Below are 18571 nucleotides of genomic sequence, written 5' to 3'. Positions count from 1 at the left end.
GTTTTCAATCCAATCAACGTGGCATTAATTAAGTCTATTTCCGGAATCCGGGGAACGATTGGCGGCCGGACAGGCGAGGGCCTGACACCGCTCGATGTAGTGAAATTTTCGGCGGCATTCGGGCAATGGCTGCGTACGCGACAGCCGGGCGACGGTCCGCACACGGTCGTCATCGGACGGGACGGTCGCCTGTCGGGCGGGATGGTTTCCCAACTGGTTTCGGCCACGCTGCAGGGTCTGGGCCTGAACGTCATCGACCTCGGCCTGTCTACCACCCCGACGGTCGAAATGGCCGTTCCGGGCGAAAAGGCAGCGGGCGGCATCATCCTGACGGCCAGCCACAACCCGATTCAATGGAATGCGCTTAAACTCCTGAACGAAAAAGGCGAATTCATCTCCGCCGCCGACGGGGCCGAAGTCCTCGCGCTGGCCGAAAGCGAAGCGTTTGAATTTGCCGACGTGCGCAAACTGGGCAGTTACCGCACCGATGCTACCTGGCTGCAAAAACATATCGACGCCATTCTGGCCCTGCCGCTGGTAGACCGCGAAGCCGTGGCCGCCCGCAAGTTCCGGATTGTGGTAGACGCCGTCAATTCGACCGGCGGACTTGCCGTGCCGATGCTGCTGGAAGCCCTCGGCGTGGAAACCATCCAGAAACTGCACTGCGAACCGACCGGCAATTTTGCCCACAACCCCGAACCGCTGCCGGAAAACCTGCGCGACATTATCAAGGAGATGGAACGCGGCGCCTTCGACCTGGGCGTCGTCGTCGATCCCGACGTAGACCGGCTGGCGCTGATTTGCGAAGACGGCTCGCCGTTTGGCGAAGAATATACGCTGGTAGCCGTCGCGGATTACGTGCTGAAGAACAAACCGGGCAATACGGTGTCCAACCTGTCGTCGACGGTGGCGCTGCGCGACGTGACGCAGAAACATGGCGGTACGCATTACGCCTCGGCGGTGGGCGAAGTGAACGTGGTGGAAATGATGAACGAAGTCGGCGCGGTGATCGGCGGCGAAGGCAACGGGGGCATCATCTACCCCGACCTGCACAGCGGCCGCGATGCGCTGGTCGGCATTGCGCTTTTCCTGACCCATCTGGCCAAGTCCGGCAAATCCGCTTCGGTGCTGCGCCGGACGTACCCGAGCTATTACATTTCGAAAAACAAAATCGAACTGACGCCCGAAATCGACGTGGACGCCGTGCTGGAGCGCATCAAGTCCAAGTACGCCCGCAATCCGATCAACACCATCGATGGCGTGAAGATCGAGTTCGACAAGGAGTGGGTACACCTGCGGAAGTCCAACACCGAGCCCATCATCCGCATCTATTCCGAGTCCGACACCCTCGCCACGGCCGACCATCTGGCCGGGAAAATCATCGCGGATATCAAGGAAGTGATTTCGGCGAAGATGTAAATAAATTACCTGAAGACACTGGATAAAAAGCCCGTGCAGCAAATGCGCGGGCTTTCTTTTTGCCGTTTACGAAAGGCTTGAGAGAGTATTGTCGTTTGTCTGCTAATTTGCTTGCGCAAACCTACCTTTCTTACCGCTACACTTCATGACAAGCGTGAACGAAGCTCTTTGCGCAGGCAGTTTTCTGCTTTTACAAGCTTACACATCCAAAGCACAGTCGATTAGTGATGCCCTTACCGGCGGCGGCTACGTTTCCTGTGGCATCTTTTGCGAACCGGCCCCCGCTCTCGAACACCTCGCCAGCCAGCAACCCGACTTCTTTCTGACCGAATCCTACCTCGCAGGTGTCAATGGCTACGAACTCGTCCGGCAGGCCAAACAGCTTTGCCGGGCCGACTGCGTCATGCGCGTTTCGGATACGGGGCTGTCCACCCACGAGGCCCTGACCACCAACCTCAGCGGTTACCTCACCCCCGGTGCCGGACCGGAGGAATACCTCACCTGCCTGCGCCACATCCGGCAGGGGCGGCGCTACGTCAGCCCTGCGCTGATGGATTGGCTGCGCGACACGTCAAGCCACCCGGAAAAGGGCGCTCCCCTGCTGCGGCGGCTCAGCGATCGGGAAAAGCAGGTGCTGCGGCTGCTGGCCGACGGCCTGGAAAACGACGCCATAGCCGACGCCCTTGGCATCAGTTCTACTACCCTGACCAGCCACTTCGCTAACCTCAAACAGAAGCTCGGCCTGACGACAACCCGCCAATTGGTCATCTACGCCGCCCGGCACTCGTTGCCCGGCAGTTCGCTGCCCGGCAGTTTCCGGCCCTAAAAGTTTTCTCCTGAAAAGCAGTAATAATTTGCCAAAACGGGTTCGCAGGGCCTATACGAATCGGCGCGGCGATCCGGCTGGGCCGTCAGGAAGAAGAAAACCTGACGCCCGTTCCCCGCCGACGGCCATCGGTGCTTTCGTTTCACATCGAGTTCAACCCCGGCCTGATGAATGTCCATACCGGTACGCTGGCCGGGAGTGCCAGTCTGAACGGCTCGCCCCCACCCGCGCTATTTGGCAATCGGTACCCCGTCAGCCGGGTGCTGATCAACTCGTCGTTTGGGTTTTATGTAAGCTACGCCTGGGGAAAAACTGGACGTTGAATCTGGTATCATAGCTTCTTCCAGCGGGTTTAGCTGCAAATAACCAGCAACTCAGACCGGACTGGCCAGCGATATTGTCATGACGTCAACCTGAGGTTCCGGGCGGGTAATCGGCGATTTCGACAAATCTTTTGCGAAGAAACACTTCATAGTCTCCGTATTGCCAATGGTATTTGCCCGCATGTATAAAAATTCCGGCAGCGTTTCGTCCGGCATAGCGGTCCTGCACATCCCGGCAGGGACAGACGTTACGGCTGAAATTTCTGAAAGAAAATCGGCCAGCGAGGCAAATTATTTCACAAACAGCGGGACAAACAACTATAAATCATCTAAAATACTCTCAATCTGGAAGCGAAAGCAGCGTTTTGACCGAACGAATCGGAACCTGCATTACTAACCCACTTTCTCAAAAATGGGGCGTAGCCAACCTTAAAATGCTCCATAATTGCTTAAAATGCCGCATCCTTGATTAAAGACGAAGCATCTTTGATAAAAACGTCGCATATTTTACCTGAGGAGGCGACGTTTTATCAAAAGATGCTTCGTCCTTGATTAATATGATCCATCTTTATGAATGAAGCGGCATCTTTGGCAAAGACGAACCGTTTTTGCCAAAAATCAGACGTAATAATCGGCTAATACAGCTTCTTCGCCGGGTGCGGTGATGCGTTCCTGAGCGGGAGCCGGGGCCGCTTCGACGGAGTTGGCAATCGACCAGCCAATGCCAATAGCCAGCGCATCTTCGACCAGCGCCACCAGCGGGTCGGGTAGGCCCACTTCTTCATCCAGCCATTGCCGCAGGCGGAAAAAGGCCAGGGTCCCGATGACGGCTCCCAAACCGCCCGCCGCCGCTCCTGCCGGTACGGCCGCGCCTTCGGTCTGGCTGACAATGGCTCCGCAGGCCGCCCCCGACGCGACCCGGAAGCCAAACTCCGGTGCCACCGTACGGTCGGGCACATTGGGAATCTTGTCGGCGAGAATCTCCCCACCCGCCAGCACCTTCAGGGCCAGACTGGCCTGCGGCTGCACAAAATAATGAATCGGTTCGCTCGGCTCCTTGGCCGGAATCGTGCGGACCAGTTTGTGGCTCAACAGGGCCGGGGCGACAAATGAGCGCATCCCGGCAATAATGCCCAGGCCAAAAGCTTTGGCGTATGTCTGTATCATAACGTTTTCGTTTTCAATGGTTTTGCCCGGAGCACGTCCTCACTCCTCGTCCTTCAGCGTCTGCATATCAATCACAAACCGGAACCGGACCTCGTTGTCGAGCATCCGGCTGAACGCCTTGTTGATGTCTTTCATCTCGATCAGTTCTACCTCGGGCTGAATGCCGTGCTCGGCGCAGAAATCCAGCACTTCCTGCGTTTCGGCGATGCTCCCGATCAGCGAGCCCGACAGGCTCCGCCGGTGAAACGCCACTTCCATGTTGTTCAGCGGCCCTTTGTACGGCCCCAGCATGCCTACCGTTACCAGTGAGCCGTTTTTCTTCAGCAAACTGACGTACGGATTGACGTCGAACTTGTCGGGAATCGTCACCAGCAGAAAATCAAAGGCCAATTCGTGCGCGGTCATTGCTTTTTTGTCGCTTTCCAGCAACACCTCGTCCGCGCCCAGTGCTTCGGCACTGCCCTGCTTTTCTTCGCTGTGCGTGATGACCGTTACCTGGGCACCCATCGCTTTGGCCAGCTGCACGGCCATATGGCCCAGCCCACCCAGGCCGACGACGCCAACCCGGTCTCCGGCTTTCACGTCCCAGTGCCGCAAAGGAGAGTAAGTCGTTACCCCAGCACAAAGGATGGGCGCAGCGCGGCTGATGTCGAGCGCCTCCGGAATGCGCAGTACGAACGACTCCCGGACAACAATGCTGGTCGAATAGCCTCCAAAGGTATTGAAGCCGTTGCCGTTGGGTTTCATGTAGCCGTTGTAGGTAGCCGTCCAGCTGACCGGCCCTTCGCAGTAATTTTCCTCCCCATCCTGGCAGGAGGCACACTGGCCGCAGGAATCCACCATGCAGCCGACGCCCACCACATCGCCCACCGCAAACTTCGTCACGCCGCTGCCCGCCTGCGTCACCCGGCCGACAATTTCGTGGCCCGGAACGCAGGGATAGATGGTATTGGCCCAGTCGTTACGAACCTGGTGCAGGTCGGAATGGCATACGCCGCAGTACAGAATGTCGATCAGGAGTTCGTCCTCCCCCGGCGCCCGGCGCTCAATATCCATGCGCGAGAGCCGACTCATGGAATCGATCAGCGAGGCTTTGGCACCGTACGCTTTTGTTTTGATTGTTGCCATAAAAACAGGTTTTTCCGGTCACCGGTGGCACCGCTGGGGCCGTCGCCTATTCAGAACCCGTCTGGTCCAATGATGAACGGAGGTTTGGGTTTGTAACGGCCTTCGGAATGAATGGTTCGGAAAAAAGTAGCCTGCGGAGAGGCCTCTAACGGGTTCGGGGGCGTACAGACGCCTGACCGGGCTACCGGCTCGTCGCCACCGTCGTCACCATTCCATCGGCCGACAGTTTGCGGATGCAGTCGTTGCCCCCGTCGAGAATGTAGATGTTCTGTTTGCTGTCCATCGCGATGGCGCACCGCTGCGGAAAGTTGAACAGGGCCGTGAGTGCCCTGCCGTCCTTGTAGCCTTCTTTTGAACGGCCGCCCATGTTGACGTTGTTGGGCTGGATTTCGCTGTTTCCGGCGAGGGTGGCGACGATCCGGTTAGCGATTTTGATGAGACGGTTCAGACGTCCGTCGATGAAGATAACGTCGCCTTTCGGGTTGATAACGATGTCCTGCGGGGCCATCAGTTCGGCTTTGCTGATGTCGCCCTGCACGTAAACCGGATGAAAATCGCGCTTTCCGCAGAGTCCCGCCGCCGTGCTGACGGCCCCGCCGGAGTCGAGCTTGCGGATGCACCGTCCGGCCCCGTCGCTCAGATACAGGTTTCCCCCGGCATCGACCCCCATTCCGGCAATCCATTTTGTCTTCAGGACCGGATGCTGCCGGGTATTCAGGAGCGTTGTGACCAGACCGTTCGTATCAATTTTGCGAATCAGGTAAAAATCGCCCAGATTGTCTTTGTTCGTATTGTCCCGTTCGGTCACGTACAAATTGCCCGCCGGGTCGATTTTCAGATGTTCGATGCTCCGGAACTGGGCCGTTTTCAGGGGTCCGTCCTTCGCCGCCGCCATGTACGGCACTCCGGCAAAGAGAGTAATCTTCCCCTCCGGGGTCATTTTCCAGATGAGATCGTCGCTCGCCATGTACACGTTATCCTGCGCATCGATGGCCAGGGCGCGGCAGCTCGGGTAAGCCCCGGAGATTCTTGCTTTCTTCAAATCACCGTTCAGAACGGTCAGCGTACCGTCCGGAGCCAGCTTCAGAATCCGGTCCATGTGAGCGGCGATAATCAGGTTATCCCGGCTATCGACGGCGATGGCCATCGCCGATGAAGGAAGTTTGGGAAAGGCGGACTGCGCCCGGACCGGGGCAGAAAACAGCAGCAGCGACAGGACGATCAACCTGATTCTCATGGCGTTTGGTGGTTTATGCCCCCAATTTATTAACCGTCGCACAAAATTTCATATTACCGCCTTTTTCAACTGCAGAATTTTCCCTATTTAGCACTGTTGACCCACGTTTTCATCCTCTTCCTATCCTTTAATGAACCAATACTACTATCTCGACAACAACAACCAGCAGGTTGGTCCTTTTTCCGTCGAACAACTTCGTACCCAGCCCATCACCCCCGACACGCTGGTTTGGATGCAGGGCATGACCAACTGGACCCGGGCGGCCGATGTTCCCGAAATTCGTCCGTATTTCGGCAGCGCTCCCACCGCTCCCCCGACCGGCCAGCCCTACGGAATGCCGCCGACTGCCGCGTATCCGCAGGTCGGTCCGGCGCCCCAGAACTTCGGCGGGTATCCGGGCGGCGTGATGCCGAAGACCTGGCTGGTGGAGTCCATTCTGGTGACGCTGTTCTGCTGCCTGCCGCTGGGCATTGTCGGTATCATCAACGCGTCGAGGGTCGAATCCCGCTACCGGATCGGCGATCTTGCCGGGGCGCAGCAGGCATCGCTGGAGGCCGGTCGCTGGACCAAATATGGTCTTCTGGCCAGTCTGGTCATTATTGGTATTTATTTCCTGCTGTTTATGCTGGGAATCGCCGGAGCCATTTTTTCTTCCTGATGAAGCCCTTCCGAATCCTGTTCCTGGTTGCCGGAGCGGGATTGCTGTACCTGTACTATCGTTTCGACCCGGCGCAGGGAGGGCTGTTTCCGCCCTGCCCGTTTCGGTGGCTTACGGGCCTGCCCTGTCCGGGCTGCGGTTCGCAACGCTGCGTCCATCACCTGCTGCACGGCCGTCTGCACACGGCTTTTCTGCATAATCCGCTGCTGGTGCTGTCCCTGCCTTACGTCCTGCTGGGAATTGTGGTGGAATACAGCCCGCTTCGCTCGACGTATCCGGTGTTCCGGCAGCGTTGGTTCGGCCTGAAAGCAGCCCGTCTTGGCCTGCTGGTTGTGCTGCTCTGGTGGGGCTGGCGCATCGGGCAGGCACTTTTATAACCGGGCCGATGTTCCCCTCAGAAGCGCATTAACAAAAAGGATATGGACATTAAAGTCATCATTACGGGCGCTACCGGCATGGTCGGGGAAGGGGTTATGCTGGAATGTCTGGCGCATCCGGCCGTTACGGAGGTGCTGCTGCTGGGCCGCCGACCCAACGGTACGACTCACCCCAAACTGAAAGAATGCCTTGTCCCCGATTTCCTGAAACTGGACGGACTGGAAGCGCAGTTGTCCGGCTACAACGCCTGCTTCTTTTGTGCCGGAGTGAGTTCGGTCGGCATGAACGAGGCCGATTATACCCGCCTTACCTACGACACCACGCTGAACGTAGCCCAAAAGCTTGCGGCGCTCAATCCGGGCATGGTCTTCACGTACGTCTCCGGTGCCGGGACCGACAGTACGGAGCAGGGGCGGGTGATGTGGGCGCGGGTGAAAGGCCGGACCGAAAACGCCCTGACGCGCCTGCCCTTTCGTGCGGTGTACAACTTTCGGCCGGGTTTTATCAAAGCGCTGCCGGAGCAACGGTATACCAAGAGCTATTATCGGTATGTGGGCTGGTTGTTTCCTATCCTGGACACCCTTTCCCCTAACCTCGCCAGCACCATGCAGCAGCTCGGTCAGGCGATGATCAACAGTGTGCTGAAAGGCTATCCCAAGTCCATTCTGGAGGTAAAAGATTTTAAGGAACTGGCACGCGTCTGAACCCACGACCCGGACAGGCCGCAGGCAGAAAACCGGGAAACGGAGAAGACTTGACTTTGCTGAAGCCTATAGAGTTCTGTACCTTTGTACTTTCTTTATTTGATCCCTCACGCCTATGCGCGTTTATTTTGACAATGCCGCCACCACCCGCCTCGACCCGGAGGTGCTGGAGGCGATGCTGCCCCTGATGACCGAAGAATTCGGTAATCCATCGTCCATTCATTCCCACGGACGCAAGGTGCGCTCGGCTGTGGAAAAAGCCCGCAAGACAGTCGCGACGCTACTGAACACGTCCCCGGCCGAGATTTTCTTCACCTCGGGCGGCACCGAAGCGGACAACACAGCCATCCGGTCGTCCATCGCGTCCTATGGCCTGACGCACGCCATCACCTCCCCGCTCGAACACCATGCCGTGCTGCACACGCTCGAACACCTGGCCCACCTCGGACAGGTAAAGCTCAGTCTGGTGAATGTGGACGAACAGGGCCGCATCGACCTGACCCATCTGGAAGACCTGCTCAAAACCGCCCCGCGTTCGCTGGTTTCCCTCATGCACGGCAACAACGAAATCGGTAACCTGCTCGATCTGGAAGCCGTCGGGTCGCTTTGCAGCCAGTACAACGCGGTGTTTCACTCGGATACGGTGCAGACGATGGGCCACTACCGCCATGATTTGCAGAAACTTCCGGTGGACTTTATTGTCGGAGCGGCGCACAAGTTTCACGGACCCAAAGGCGTCGGGTTTCTGTACGTCAACGCCCATAACAAAATCCATCCTTTCATCCACGGCGGGGCGCAGGAGCGCAACATGCGCGGAGGTACCGAGAACGTATACGGCATCGTCGGGCTGGCGAAGGCGCTCGAAATCGCTTACCGCGACATGGACAGCCACCGCACTCATATCGAAAACCTGAAACGGCGGATGATTGCCCAGTTGACCGAAAAACTGGACGGGGTGTCGTTCAACGGTCTTTCCGGCGACCTTCAAAACAGCCTGTACACGGTTTTGAACGTCAGCCTGCCCGCCTCGGATCTGAGCGATATGCTGCTGTTCAACCTCGACATTACCGGCATTTCGGCTTCCGGCGGCAGCGCCTGTTCCAGCGGGACCAACATCGGTTCGCATGTGCTGGCGGCCCTGCCCGGTCTTGACCCCGCCCGCGACGCCATCCGTTTCTCTTTTGGCAAATACAACACCGAAGCCGAAGTGGACTTTGTGGTCGATACGCTGGTGGGGCTGTTTCAGAAGGAGAAGCAGATGCTTTGAAATGATGAATAATGAAGGCTCCGCCTCAATCCAATACGGGAGAAGAGGCGGAGCCTTCATTATTCATTCATTTTTTCACTCAACCAGGCTCCCCACGTTCCACCGCTGCGCTACGTTCAGCGAGTACTCCACAAAGGCGCGGGCGGCTTTTTCGTAGATGGCGTTGCCGGTCGATTCGCCGGACTCGTTCAGGTTCAGCGACGTTTCGTGGGATTCCCAGATGCGGGGCGAAACGATTGAGTACTTGTTCAGGAAGTTGATGAGTTTGTTCAGCACCGTCGTCACTTCCAGGGCCGGTACACGGCCGCCGCGGGCACCGGACGTTCCGGCCACGGCAAACACCTTGTTGTCAAACAGATGGGCGAACTTCGGGCCGCCGGCCTGGTGCAGCAGATTCAGCAGTTGCGGACTGGTGGTCCAGTTGTATTCCGGAACCAGAAAAAAGACCAGATCCGCTTCTTTCCAGGCGTTTAATACCGTTTGCTGAAAGTCCGTCAGGTTATCCGGGTCCAGTTGGCCCTGGCCTACCAGCGGAACATCGTAGTGCTCAAACGAAACGACCGATACCTCCGTCGTTTCGTGTTCCTTCAGAATTTTTTCCAGAAAATGGGCTACCCGCAGCGAACCACTTTGGGCACGCGGCGAGGCCGACATGATGACTGTCTTCATTGGTCAGGTAAACTATAAGGTTGTATTCGCCAGCCCTGACGGCGGTCGCAGACCCCGCCAGCGGCTCTTCAGCACGTTGCGTCTGCCCTGACCCCTGCCGGGCGACCGCCGTCGGAAGCAGGCCAGACTAAGAATGTATTCTTATTCCAAACAGCCCGCCAACGCTTTTAGTTTAGCCCACTGTACTCAACACGTGAATTATGGAGCAAGCGCGGATTTGCCTGATTTCGGGCGCTAACTCAGGGTTAGGGAAAGTGACGGCAATGGAGTTGGCCCGTCAGGGGTTCGATATTATCATGCTGTGCCGGGATGTAGAGCGCAGTATCCGGCCCCAGCAGGAAATACAGTCGGTCAGCAAAACCCGGAATGTGTATCTGGTTTCCTGTGACTTAAGCAGCATGGACTCGGTGCGGGCCGCGGCCGAAAACATTCATCACCGTTTCGACCACATCGACGTGCTCATCAACAATGCGGGGCGCGTGGTAGACCCGCTGCAATACTCGCCGGACGGCATCGAACTGACGTTTGCCACCAATTACCTCGGGCCTTTTTTGCTCACGCAGCTGATGCTGGACCTGCTTCGGAAAAGCAACGAAGCCCGGATTATCAACGTGGCGTCGGAACTTCACCGCTTCGCCCGGTTCGAGACGCTGGTTCACCGCACGCCGGAAAACTACAGCGCCCTGGGCGCTTACAATGACTCCAAACTGGCTAAGCTTCTCTGGACATTCGAACTGGCCGACCGGCTGATGGACGACGGTATCACCGTGAACGCCCTTCACCCCTGGCTGGTCGATACCAATTTTGCGGAAGACGGCGACGCCAAAGGACTGCTGTACACGGCGTTTCAGATTGGTAAGTTTTTCGCCCCGCCGCCGGAAGTGCTGGCCAAAACCCATGTTTACCTGGCGTCTTCCCCCGAAGTGCATTATGTGACGGGACTGTATTTTGCCAACTGCGCCCCTTATGAACCGAGCGCCAAAGCCCAGGACCGGGAACTGGGCAGACAACTCTGGCAACTCAGCGAACAGCTCACCGGCGTCATTGATTATCAGAAACGATTGGAATTGTTCAGTACACTCTAAAATAGTTTAGGGTTTAGCGTTTGAAGTTACTCCGCCTTGCAAAACGGCGGAGCAACCTCACACCATAAGCTTTTATCGTCCTCCCTATGCAATCACAACTTTGCCTCATTACCGGTGCCAATTCCGGTATCGGGCGTATTACGGCCCTTGAACTGGCCAAAAAGGGCTTCGATATTCTGATGCTGTGCCGCAACCTGGACAAAGCCCGTCCGGTGCGGCAGGAAATCAAGGCGGTCAGCCAGACTAAACGGGTGGACCTGATCCAGTGCGATCTGGCCTCTCAGGAATCGGTCGTGCAGGCCGCCCGGGAAGTGATCGACAGGTATGACCACCTCGATGTTCTGCTCAACAACGCCGGGCTGTTTATCGACAAACAGGCGTTTTCGCCCGAGGGAATTGAACTGACGTTCGCCACGAATCACCTGGGTCCGTTTCTGCTGACGAACCTGCTGCTGGATTTGCTGAAGAAAGGCCAGCAGAGCCGGGTCGTGACGGTTTCGTCCGAAGCCCACCGCTGGAACAGAGGTTTTCACCTGAACGAAATGGCCCGCCCCCGCTCCTACAGCGGCATGAATACCTACGGGGCGTCGAAGCTGTGCAATATTCTGTTTGCCAAAGAACTGGCTAACCGGCTGATGAACGATGGCATCACGTCCAACAGTCTGCATCCGGGAGCGGTAAACACCAATTTCGGCGTTGGCGCGGTCAGTTTGCAGGGACTGGCGTTCAAACTGATGAAACCGTTTTTTATCTCGCCGGAGAAAGGGGCCCAGACCAGCATTTACCTGGCCTCTTCGCCCGAGGTCAACAAGGTTACGGGGCTTTATTTTGACAAATGCCGCCCCAAAACGCCCAACAGTGATGCCCAAAGCGACTTTAACGCCAAGAAGCTCTGGGAGCTGAGCGAACAGCTGACGCATCTGAAGGAACGGACGGCGCTGGTAAAAGTCTGACCCATTTGCAACACTTCGGGCCGGAATTGTATCTTTAGGCTAAAGACAATTCCGGTCATGAAGTATTTCCTTTGCAGTCTTGTCGGTTTGCTGGGTTCGCTGGCGGCCAGCGCCCAGACGATCTCCGCGGACTCCTCGCGCCGTTCGTCGCCCGATGTTTTACGCCTGGGCACCTATTTTTACCGACAGCCGGGCGATTCCAAAAATGTCATGCGCGCGGGCCTGGACAACATGCCTGTCCGATTACCGGATAGTTCGGGCATTGCGGTCATGCCGAATAAATACCCCGAACAGGCGCCCAGAATGCCGTCGTTGCCGCAGCCCAAAAAGGACCAACCTTAGATAAAAATGAATGCCATATCTCCCAGATATGGCATTCATTTTTATCTAGGGTTGAAGGGCCTCTTTGAAATCTTCTATCAAATCCTCCACGGCTTCCAGCCCGACCGAGACCCGCAGCAGGTTCGGCGGCGTAGTCGAGTTCGGCCCTTCTACCGACGCCCGGTGTTCTATTAAACTTTCCACGCCTCCGAGGCTCGTTGCGTGGGTAACCAGCTTCAGCCGTCCGGCAACCGCCAGCGCCTCCACGGCTCCGCCCCGCACCTGAACCGACAGCATGGCTCCGAAGTCGGTCATCTGCGCTTTGGCGATTTCGTGCTGGGGATGTGTCGGCAGGCCCGGATAATGCACCGCTTCAACCGCCGGATGCTCGGTCAGAAAGCGGGCCAGCTGCGCCGCCGAGGCTGTTTGCGCCCGCACCCGCGTCGCCAGCGTCTTGATGCCCCGCAGCACCAGCCAGCACTCGAACGGAGAAGGCACAGCCCCGCCCAGCACCTGTAGCCGCTTGACGCGCTGGGCCAGTTCGGTCTCTTCCTTAAAAATCAGCGCCCCGCTTAACACGTCGCTGTGGCCGCCGAAATACTTGGTCGTCGAGTGCATCACCACATCACAGCCCAGCGCGAGCGGCTTCTGGAGAAAAGGCGTGGCCCAGGTGTTGTCGCAGACGGTGGCGGCCCCCACCGACTTTGCGAGTTCCGTAACGGCCCGGAGATCAGTCACTTTCAGCAGCGGATTCGAAGGCGTTTCGACCCATACCAGCCGCGTTGTCGAGCGCAGGGCCGCTTTCAGGTTGTCGGAATTTGTCAAATCCACGCGGTCGAAAAGCAGTCCCCAGGGGCCGAACACTTCTTCCAGCAAAGCGGGGGTACCGTAATAAGCATCGTCGGCCACGATGACGTGATCCCCGGGCCGCAGGGCCTGAAACAGCACCATCGCCGCCGCCTGCCCCGAGGCGAAAGCCATTCCAAGCGCTCCGCCCTCCAGCGCCGCCAGACTTTTCTCGACAGCCTCCCGATTCGGATTGTTCATGCGGCTGTAGAGAAAACCGTGCGGCAGCGAGCCGTCGGCGGCTTTTTCGTAAGTCGTGGTCAGGTAGATCGGCGGGGCCACCGCACCCGCGTTTTCATCCTTAAAGTGCGTGCTCCATAGAGCGAGTGTATCGAAGTTCATCAGCGGGCAAAGCAAAGTTGTGAGGAGAGCCAACAGACAATTACAGAACACGAAGTAAGGCGTTAGCAGGAACTTCTGCTTTATCCCGCCCGCATATCTGGCCAGAAGAAATATTTTCCCCGTTTTTTTTATATAAACAAGGGCTTTTCTACCTTTGAAAACAAAGGTATGCAAGCATACCACCTTTCCACATGGAGAATTCCTATCAATCCTTACGGGTAGAAACCGCCGACGGCGTCGCCACGCTCACCTTGCTGGGTCCCGGCAAAGGAAACGCGATGGGGCCGGAATTCTGGGACGAACTGCCCCGAGCCGCCGACGCACTGACGCAGGATTCCGCTGTTCGTGTCATCATCGTGCGCGGGAGCGGCGACCATTTCAGCTATGGTCTGGATTTGCCCCGGATGCTCCCCCGCATGGGCGCCCTGCTGACCGGCACCGTCATGGCCGACGGCCGCCGCAAGCTCATGGCTATGATCCGGCAGATGCAGAGCGGTTTTCAGAAACTGCACGAATCGCCGAAGCCCGTCATTGCGGCGGTGCATGGCTGGTGCATCGGCGGAGGTGTCAACTTCATCGCTGCCTGCGACATCCGGCTTTGTTCGGCCGAAGCGAAGTTTAGTCTGCGCGAGGCCCGGTTGGCCATCACGCCCGATATTGGCGGTCTGCAATGGCTACCCGGCATCATCGGCGAAGGCTACACCCGCGAACTGGCGTTTACGGCCCGGGATTTTGACGCCGCTTTTGCCGAAAAAATCCGGCTGGTTAATCATGTGTACGCCAGTCCGGAAGAGCTTTTTGCCAGAGCGGCCGAAATGGCCCGGCAGATTGCCGACAACTCGGCCACGGCCGTACAGGGCGCGAAAGCCGTGTTGAACTACGGCATCGGCAAAGCCATCGAGGACGGCCTGCAATACGTCGCCGTCTGGAATTCCTCCCAGCTTCAGTCCGCCGACTTCGCCGAAGCGATTCAGGCGACAATGGAACGGCGGAAGCCGGTTTTTAATCAATAGCGAATAGTGAATTAGCGAATAGCGAATCGGCTCTGCCAAAACGCTGTTCGCCAATTCATTATTCGCCATTCGCTATTCACTAATTCGCTATTCTCATGACTCAGGGCATGCTCCGCGACGGAGCTTTACAAGGCAAAACCATTATTGTGACGGGCGGCGGTACGGGCCTCGGCAAGTCCATGACCCGCTATTTTCTGCAACTGGGCGCGAATGTGACCATCTGCAGTCGTCGGCAAAATGTTCTGGACGATACGGCCCGGGAACTGACCGACGAACTGGCCGGTGCGCCGGGAGCCGGTCAGGTGCTGGCCGTGGCCTGCGATGTCCGGAAGCCGGATGAAATCGAAAAGGTCATCGGCGCGACGATTGAACGGTTCGGGCGCATCGACGGGCTGCTCAACAACTCGGCAGGCAACTTCATCAGCCCCACCGAACGACTGTCGTACAAAGCCTTTGATGTGGTGGTCGATATTGTGCTGCGCGGCACGTATTATTTCACGCTCGCTGTCGGTAAATACTGGATCGAGAACAAGATTCGGGGCACGGTGCTGAATATTTCCACTACGTACGCCTCCACGGGTTCGGGCTACGTGGTGCCCTCGGCAGTGGCTAAAGGCGGGGCGCTCATCATGACTAAATCGCTGGCCGCCGAATGGGGTAAGTACGGCATTCGCCTTAACTGCATTGCACCGGGGCCCTTCCCGACCAAAGGGGCCTGGGACCGGCTGTTTCCGGAACCTTTAATGAAAATGATGGACCCAACGAGCCGTATCCCGCTCAAACGGGTGGGCGAACACCAGGAACTGGCCAACCTGGCGGCTTACCTGATGTCCGACTATTCGGCCTACATGACGGGCGAATGCGTCACCATCGACGGCGGCGAAGTGCTTTCCAACGGGGAGTTCAATCACCTTGAACAGGTAACGCCGGAGATGTGGGACCTGATTGCGCAGAGCATCAAGCAGGCCAATCGGGAAAGCAAGTAAGGTCTGCACCCCGGCGCGCTGTTCCGTTGAGCATTTGTTTTGCTAAACCTCAACGGGCAGCGCGCCGCGGTACAGAGGTTATTTTTTCGCCAGATAGAAGAAGTCCAGACTGCCCGCCGGGTTCTGGCTGCGGACGTAGTCGGTGTAGTGAATTTCGGCCGCCAGGCCACCCTGCTCGTGCAGTTTGTTACGGTTCATGCGGTTCAAAATGTCGTACGGAATCTGGAGCATCCAGCGCGGCAGGCGGTATTGCAGGTTCAGAATGTCGAAGCGGGTGAATTTTTCGACCGACGCCTTATTCTGTTCGTAGTACTCCATCACCTTCGCGTTGCCGTGAATTCCTTCCGTGGCTACGGTCGGGAAATGGCGGCGCAGGAGGTTCTTCAACTCGTCGGCGGTGTATTCGCGGACGTGCCAGGGATTCCGGGTGAGCGAGAAAAGCCGGTTGACCGTCGTCAGCAGCAGCGTTCCGCCCGGCTTCAGCACGCGGCAGGCTTCTTTGACAAACAGGTCGTCGTTTTCGATGTGCTCGATAACCTGGAACGTCACTACATAATCAAATTCGTTGTCCGGCAGCGGTACGCCGTTGGGGCCGGCCAGCGGCGGGATGTTCGCCTGCATGAACCGGGACTGCGGGTATTGCTGCTGGAGGGCTTCGATGAGCGCGCCGTTCTTGTCGATTCCAGTGTAGTGATCGGCCGCCTGGGTGAGCAGTTCGGTTCCCCGTCCCCAGCCGCAGCCTATTTCGAGCACCTTGCCGCTGACCATCTTTGCCGCTTCGACGTAGGGAAACAGCAGCCGCTGGTGAACGGGATTGTCCGAAGCGATTTCGGCAGAGGTGATTTCGGTGGTTTTATACATGATCCGTCTTGAACTTGGATTCTGCTGTTTTCGGGATTACACTGATTTCCGTACAAAATCAGGCCGCTTTTCCAGAACCAGCCTGGTCCGCTTTCCTCTGATTCCGTTCGGGCGCATTCAGTGTAAATCCATAAATCAGCGCAATCCGGGGTCTAAAGTTACGGCTTTTGTGCTAACTTGAACGAAAAAACCACGCGGACACGTCAATCAAACCGATTCGTTCGTTTTGTAACTGACTTTTGACCGATTATGAACGTTCGTATTTTACTTCTCAGTATAGCCATTCTGACCGGAGCTTTCTCGTCGGGGTCCCTCCTGACCGGATGCACTTCTTCCAAAAAAGCGAAAGAACTGGCACGGCAACGGGCCCAGAAAGCCGGGACCCAGACCGCACAGAGCACGCCGACACGCCCCGCAGGCAGCAGCACGACGCCTTCCTCGCCGACTTCCGGTCCGGACTGGAGGATGACCTCCGTCAAAAGCCGCTATCTGCACAAAGATTCCTCGACGGTCCGGGTATACATGAACGTCATTGCCCAGAAGGGACAGGCCTTCGCGACGGTGGACGACCTGGGCGCCCGTTTTGTGCTAAACTACGTTATCTACCCCGACTACAACAACCGGGAGCGGCTTGGCTACGGCTCGGTTACGCTGAGCAACCAGAACGTCACGGCCGACGTGCCCGATAAAGAAGACCATCACCTGACCGTTTTCTTTGATGTTCCCAAACCCAAAACGGTCGTGTCGGGCGTGATGCTGGCCGAATTTGTCGAAACCAACAGCGGCCGGAAGGTTCTGCACGACCTGCCGATCCGTTTCCGGCAAACCCGCCTGAGCGACCACTTCACGTTTTTCGACCCGAAAACGGGCCTGCCGGTGCTGAAAAACTTCGCGACGGTCAACGACACGGTTCTGATCCGCGACGTTGCGGGCACTTCGCGACCGCTCCAGGTGCTGCGCTACCGGCACGAGTTCGAAGCGGCCTCTTCCCCGATGAACACCACCCCCCGGACGACCCCGCGCTCGCTGAACGTGGACTCGACCCTGACGGTGACGACCAACCAGCCGGTTATTCTTCCGGCAGAAGGACTTTATCTTTTTCTGGCCGACACCACCGACGCCAACGGCGTGGGTCTGCTGGTGGGCGACAAGCGTTTTCCGCGGCTGACCCGTCCTGAAAAGCTGGTCAAGCCGGTCATGTACATGAGCACAACCCAGGAAAACGGGGAACTTAACCGGGCTACCGACGTTAAGAAAGCACTGGACCGTTACTGGCTGACGCTGATGGCGGGCAATCAGGACGTGGCGCGCCGGACCGTCCGGGCCTATTACAACCGCGTGGAGGAAGCCAACCGGCTGTTTACGACGCATAAGGAAGGCTGGAAAACCGACAAGGGCATGATTTACATCATCCTCGGTCCGCCCGACCGCGTGCAGCGCAGCCGCGACCGCGAAGTGTGGGTGTATAACCAGCGCGCCAACGTCTCCGAGATCAATTTTACATTTACCAGAAGACCCAATCAATTTGTCGAGGACCACTATGAACTGGTGCGGTACGTGGAGTACCAACCCATCTGGTATCCCGTCGTAGAAGCATGGAGAACAGGCGCAATCCGCGAGTAAATCGTCATCATTCCGACCGTCCGAAGCCCAACCCCGAGGAGTTTGTCTTTGGCGTTCAATCTGTTACCGAAACGCTCCGGTCCGGCAAGGACATCGACCGGCTGTATCTGCTCAAAGGCGGCAGCTACCCGGAAATACAACAACTCGCCTTTGAACGTAAAGTGACCATCCAGCGCGTTCCACCCGAACGGCTGGACCGGATTACCCGCAAAAATCACCAGGGCGCGATCTGCTTCGTGTCGTCGGTGCATTACGCAAAGTTGTCGAACATCATTGCCGACGTATTCGAACAGGGGAACGTGCCGCTGCTGCTGGTTCTGGACCGGATTACGGACGTGCGCAATTTCGGAGCCATCGCCCGGACTGCCGAATGCGCCGGGGTGCAGGGCATTGTGATTCCGGCCCGGGGTGCTGCCTTGATTAATGCCGACGCCATGAAAACGTCTTCGGGCGCGTTGAATCACGTGGCCGTCAGCCGCGAGGTGAACCTGGAGGAAACGATCAAATACCTGAAGGAATCGGGCATCAAAGTAGTGGCCTGTACCGAAAAAACGGACAATTACCTGTACGAAGTGGATCTGTCCGGCCCGACGGCCATCGTCATGGGCTCCGAAGAGGACGGCATTTCGCCGGAGCTGCTGCATCTGGCCGATCACCACGCCCGGATTCCGCTGGTAGGCAACGTCGAATCGCTGAACGTCTCGGTGGCGACGGGTGTCGTGCTGTACGAAGCCGTACGGCAGCGGATTTTCAGCGGGGAATAAA

General features: G+C 57.5%; 20 protein-coding genes. 14 read left to right on the top strand and 6 right to left on the bottom strand.

Annotated features, from left to right (window positions below; translation table 11 throughout):
- Nucleotides 1–18: 18 nt before the first annotated feature.
- From glmM to ORG26_RS18315, 3 genes are all read left to right on the top strand, one after another.
- Nucleotides 19–1419 carry a phosphoglucosamine mutase gene (gene glmM, locus ORG26_RS18325; protein ID WP_266364336.1) on the top strand — a complete coding sequence of 467 codons (1401 nt, stop codon included), beginning with the start codon at nt 19–21 and terminating at the stop codon, nt 1417–1419.
- Between the two features lie 154 nt (nt 1420–1573).
- The gene (locus ORG26_RS18320) at nt 1574–2245 is read left to right on the top strand and encodes a response regulator transcription factor (protein WP_266364334.1); all 672 of its coding nucleotides are present in this window, start codon (nt 1574–1576) and stop codon (nt 2243–2245) included.
- 167 nt (nt 2246–2412) lie between these two features.
- Nucleotides 2413–2568, top strand: coding sequence for a hypothetical protein (locus ORG26_RS18315; protein ID WP_266364332.1), 156 nt, complete (start codon nt 2413–2415; stop codon nt 2566–2568).
- A gap of 618 nt (nt 2569–3186) precedes the next feature.
- Here the strand turns inward: ORG26_RS18315 and ORG26_RS18310 are convergent.
- From ORG26_RS18310 to ORG26_RS18300, 3 genes are all read right to left on the bottom strand, one after another.
- Nucleotides 3187–3735, bottom strand: a complete 549-nt coding sequence (locus ORG26_RS18310) for a DUF4126 family protein (RefSeq protein WP_266364330.1) — start codon at nt 3733–3735, stop codon at nt 3187–3189.
- A gap of 39 nt (nt 3736–3774) precedes the next feature.
- Nucleotides 3775–4863, bottom strand: coding sequence for an NAD(P)-dependent alcohol dehydrogenase (locus ORG26_RS18305; RefSeq protein WP_323134285.1), 1089 nt, complete (start codon nt 4861–4863; stop codon nt 3775–3777).
- Nucleotides 4864–5044: 181 nt separating this feature from the next.
- A complete protein-coding gene (locus tag ORG26_RS18300) occupies nt 5045–6100 on the bottom strand; it encodes an NHL repeat-containing protein (protein WP_266364328.1) in 1056 nt (351 codons plus the stop codon).
- Nucleotides 6101–6230: 130 nt separating this feature from the next.
- Between ORG26_RS18300 and ORG26_RS18295 the strand changes: the two genes are divergently transcribed.
- The 4 genes from ORG26_RS18295 (at nt 6231) to ORG26_RS18280 (ending at nt 9107) form a co-directional block, all read left to right on the top strand.
- On the top strand, nt 6231–6758 hold the full coding sequence (locus tag ORG26_RS18295) for a CD225/dispanin family protein (protein WP_266364326.1): 528 nt from the start codon (nt 6231–6233) through the stop codon (nt 6756–6758).
- On the top strand, nt 6758–7135 hold the full coding sequence (locus ORG26_RS18290) for a DUF2752 domain-containing protein (protein WP_266364325.1): 378 nt from the start codon (nt 6758–6760) through the stop codon (nt 7133–7135). Before ORG26_RS18295 ends, ORG26_RS18290 begins: the two co-directional genes overlap by 1 nt.
- Before the next feature lie 42 nt (nt 7136–7177).
- Nucleotides 7178–7840, top strand: coding sequence for an NAD-dependent epimerase/dehydratase family protein (locus ORG26_RS18285; RefSeq protein ID WP_266364323.1), 663 nt, complete (start codon nt 7178–7180; stop codon nt 7838–7840).
- Nucleotides 7841–7955: 115 nt separating this feature from the next.
- Nucleotides 7956–9107: a cysteine desulfurase family protein gene (locus ORG26_RS18280; protein ID WP_266364321.1), complete on the top strand. Its 1152-nt coding sequence runs from the start codon at nt 7956–7958 to the stop codon at nt 9105–9107.
- A gap of 75 nt (nt 9108–9182) precedes the next feature.
- On the opposite strand, the gene ORG26_RS18275 is transcribed toward ORG26_RS18280, so the two are convergent.
- On the bottom strand, nt 9183–9776 hold the full coding sequence (locus tag ORG26_RS18275) for an NAD(P)H-dependent oxidoreductase (RefSeq protein ID WP_266364319.1): 594 nt from the start codon (nt 9774–9776) through the stop codon (nt 9183–9185).
- Between the two features lie 200 nt (nt 9777–9976).
- Here ORG26_RS18275 and ORG26_RS18270 point away from each other — a divergent pair, with 200 nt between their 5' ends.
- The 3 genes from ORG26_RS18270 (at nt 9977) to ORG26_RS18260 (ending at nt 12156) form a co-directional block, all read left to right on the top strand.
- A complete protein-coding gene (locus tag ORG26_RS18270; RefSeq protein WP_266364317.1) occupies nt 9977–10861 on the top strand; it encodes an SDR family oxidoreductase in 885 nt (294 codons plus the stop codon).
- A gap of 86 nt (nt 10862–10947) precedes the next feature.
- Nucleotides 10948–11814: an SDR family oxidoreductase gene (locus tag ORG26_RS18265; RefSeq protein WP_266364315.1), complete on the top strand. Its 867-nt coding sequence runs from the start codon at nt 10948–10950 to the stop codon at nt 11812–11814.
- Between the two features lie 57 nt (nt 11815–11871).
- A complete protein-coding gene (locus tag ORG26_RS18260; protein WP_266364313.1) occupies nt 11872–12156 on the top strand; it encodes a hypothetical protein in 285 nt (94 codons plus the stop codon).
- Nucleotides 12157–12201: 45 nt separating this feature from the next.
- On the opposite strand, the gene ORG26_RS18255 is transcribed toward ORG26_RS18260, so the two are convergent.
- Nucleotides 12202–13323, bottom strand: coding sequence for a trans-sulfuration enzyme family protein (locus ORG26_RS18255; RefSeq protein WP_266364311.1), 1122 nt, complete (start codon nt 13321–13323; stop codon nt 12202–12204).
- A 191-nt stretch (nt 13324–13514) separates the two neighbouring features.
- On the opposite strand from ORG26_RS18255, the gene ORG26_RS18250 reads away from it, so the two are divergent.
- Together ORG26_RS18250 and ORG26_RS18245 are read left to right on the top strand one after the other, a co-directional pair.
- Nucleotides 13515–14336 carry a crotonase/enoyl-CoA hydratase family protein gene (locus ORG26_RS18250; protein ID WP_266364309.1) on the top strand — a complete coding sequence of 274 codons (822 nt, stop codon included), beginning with the start codon at nt 13515–13517 and terminating at the stop codon, nt 14334–14336.
- A gap of 95 nt (nt 14337–14431) precedes the next feature.
- A complete protein-coding gene (locus ORG26_RS18245) occupies nt 14432–15322 on the top strand; it encodes an SDR family oxidoreductase (protein WP_266364307.1) in 891 nt (296 codons plus the stop codon).
- Nucleotides 15323–15400: 78 nt separating this feature from the next.
- Here ORG26_RS18245 and ORG26_RS18240 read toward each other — a convergent pair whose 3' ends face one another.
- Complete coding sequence (locus tag ORG26_RS18240) at nt 15401–16183, bottom strand: class I SAM-dependent methyltransferase (protein ID WP_266364305.1); 783 nt, start codon at nt 16181–16183, stop codon at nt 15401–15403.
- Nucleotides 16184–16432: 249 nt separating this feature from the next.
- Between ORG26_RS18240 and ORG26_RS18235 the strand changes: the two genes are divergently transcribed.
- Entirely contained in the window at nt 16433–17806 is a 1374-nt protein-coding gene (locus ORG26_RS18235; protein WP_266364303.1) for a GWxTD domain-containing protein, read from the top strand.
- On the top strand, nt 17779–18570 hold the full coding sequence (gene rlmB, locus ORG26_RS18230) for a 23S rRNA (guanosine(2251)-2'-O)-methyltransferase RlmB (RefSeq protein ID WP_266364301.1): 792 nt from the start codon (nt 17779–17781) through the stop codon (nt 18568–18570). The genes ORG26_RS18235 and rlmB overlap by 28 nt, the downstream gene beginning before the upstream one ends.
- The last annotated feature ends 1 nt before the right edge of the window (nt 18571 follow it).

Origin of the sequence: Tellurirhabdus rosea, assembly GCF_026278345.1 — a bacterium.
In the GTDB taxonomy this organism is placed as follows: domain Bacteria; phylum Bacteroidota; class Bacteroidia; order Cytophagales; family Spirosomataceae; genus Tellurirhabdus; species Tellurirhabdus rosea.
Note: the sequence above shows the minus strand (reverse complement) of the source record. Positions and strands in the feature narration are given on the sequence as shown.

Coding starts and splice junctions, on each gene's coding strand:
- ORG26_RS18280 (WP_266364321.1), top strand. CDS start 7,956: ATGCGCGTTTATTTTGACAATGCCGCCACCACCCGCCTCGACCCGGAG.
- ORG26_RS18245 (WP_266364307.1), top strand. CDS start 14,432: ATGACTCAGGGCATGCTCCGCGACGGAGCTTTACAAGGCAAAACCATT.
- ORG26_RS18265 (WP_266364315.1), top strand. CDS start 10,948: ATGCAATCACAACTTTGCCTCATTACCGGTGCCAATTCCGGTATCGGG.
- ORG26_RS18305 (WP_323134285.1), bottom strand. CDS start 4,863: ATGGCAACAATCAAAACAAAAGCGTACGGTGCCAAAGCCTCGCTGATC.
- ORG26_RS18290 (WP_266364325.1), top strand. CDS start 6,758: ATGAAGCCCTTCCGAATCCTGTTCCTGGTTGCCGGAGCGGGATTGCTG.
- rlmB (WP_266364301.1), top strand. CDS start 17,779: ATGGAGAACAGGCGCAATCCGCGAGTAAATCGTCATCATTCCGACCGT.
- ORG26_RS18260 (WP_266364313.1), top strand. CDS start 11,872: ATGAAGTATTTCCTTTGCAGTCTTGTCGGTTTGCTGGGTTCGCTGGCG.
- ORG26_RS18240 (WP_266364305.1), bottom strand. CDS start 16,183: ATGTATAAAACCACCGAAATCACCTCTGCCGAAATCGCTTCGGACAAT.
- ORG26_RS18315 (WP_266364332.1), top strand. CDS start 2,413: ATGAATGTCCATACCGGTACGCTGGCCGGGAGTGCCAGTCTGAACGGC.
- ORG26_RS18285 (WP_266364323.1), top strand. CDS start 7,178: ATGGACATTAAAGTCATCATTACGGGCGCTACCGGCATGGTCGGGGAA.
- ORG26_RS18295 (WP_266364326.1), top strand. CDS start 6,231: ATGAACCAATACTACTATCTCGACAACAACAACCAGCAGGTTGGTCCT.
- ORG26_RS18250 (WP_266364309.1), top strand. CDS start 13,515: ATGGAGAATTCCTATCAATCCTTACGGGTAGAAACCGCCGACGGCGTC.
- ORG26_RS18235 (WP_266364303.1), top strand. CDS start 16,433: ATGAACGTTCGTATTTTACTTCTCAGTATAGCCATTCTGACCGGAGCT.
- ORG26_RS18310 (WP_266364330.1), bottom strand. CDS start 3,735: ATGATACAGACATACGCCAAAGCTTTTGGCCTGGGCATTATTGCCGGG.
- ORG26_RS18270 (WP_266364317.1), top strand. CDS start 9,977: ATGGAGCAAGCGCGGATTTGCCTGATTTCGGGCGCTAACTCAGGGTTA.
- ORG26_RS18300 (WP_266364328.1), bottom strand. CDS start 6,100: ATGAGAATCAGGTTGATCGTCCTGTCGCTGCTGCTGTTTTCTGCCCCG.
- ORG26_RS18275 (WP_266364319.1), bottom strand. CDS start 9,776: ATGAAGACAGTCATCATGTCGGCCTCGCCGCGTGCCCAAAGTGGTTCG.
- ORG26_RS18255 (WP_266364311.1), bottom strand. CDS start 13,323: ATGAACTTCGATACACTCGCTCTATGGAGCACGCACTTTAAGGATGAA.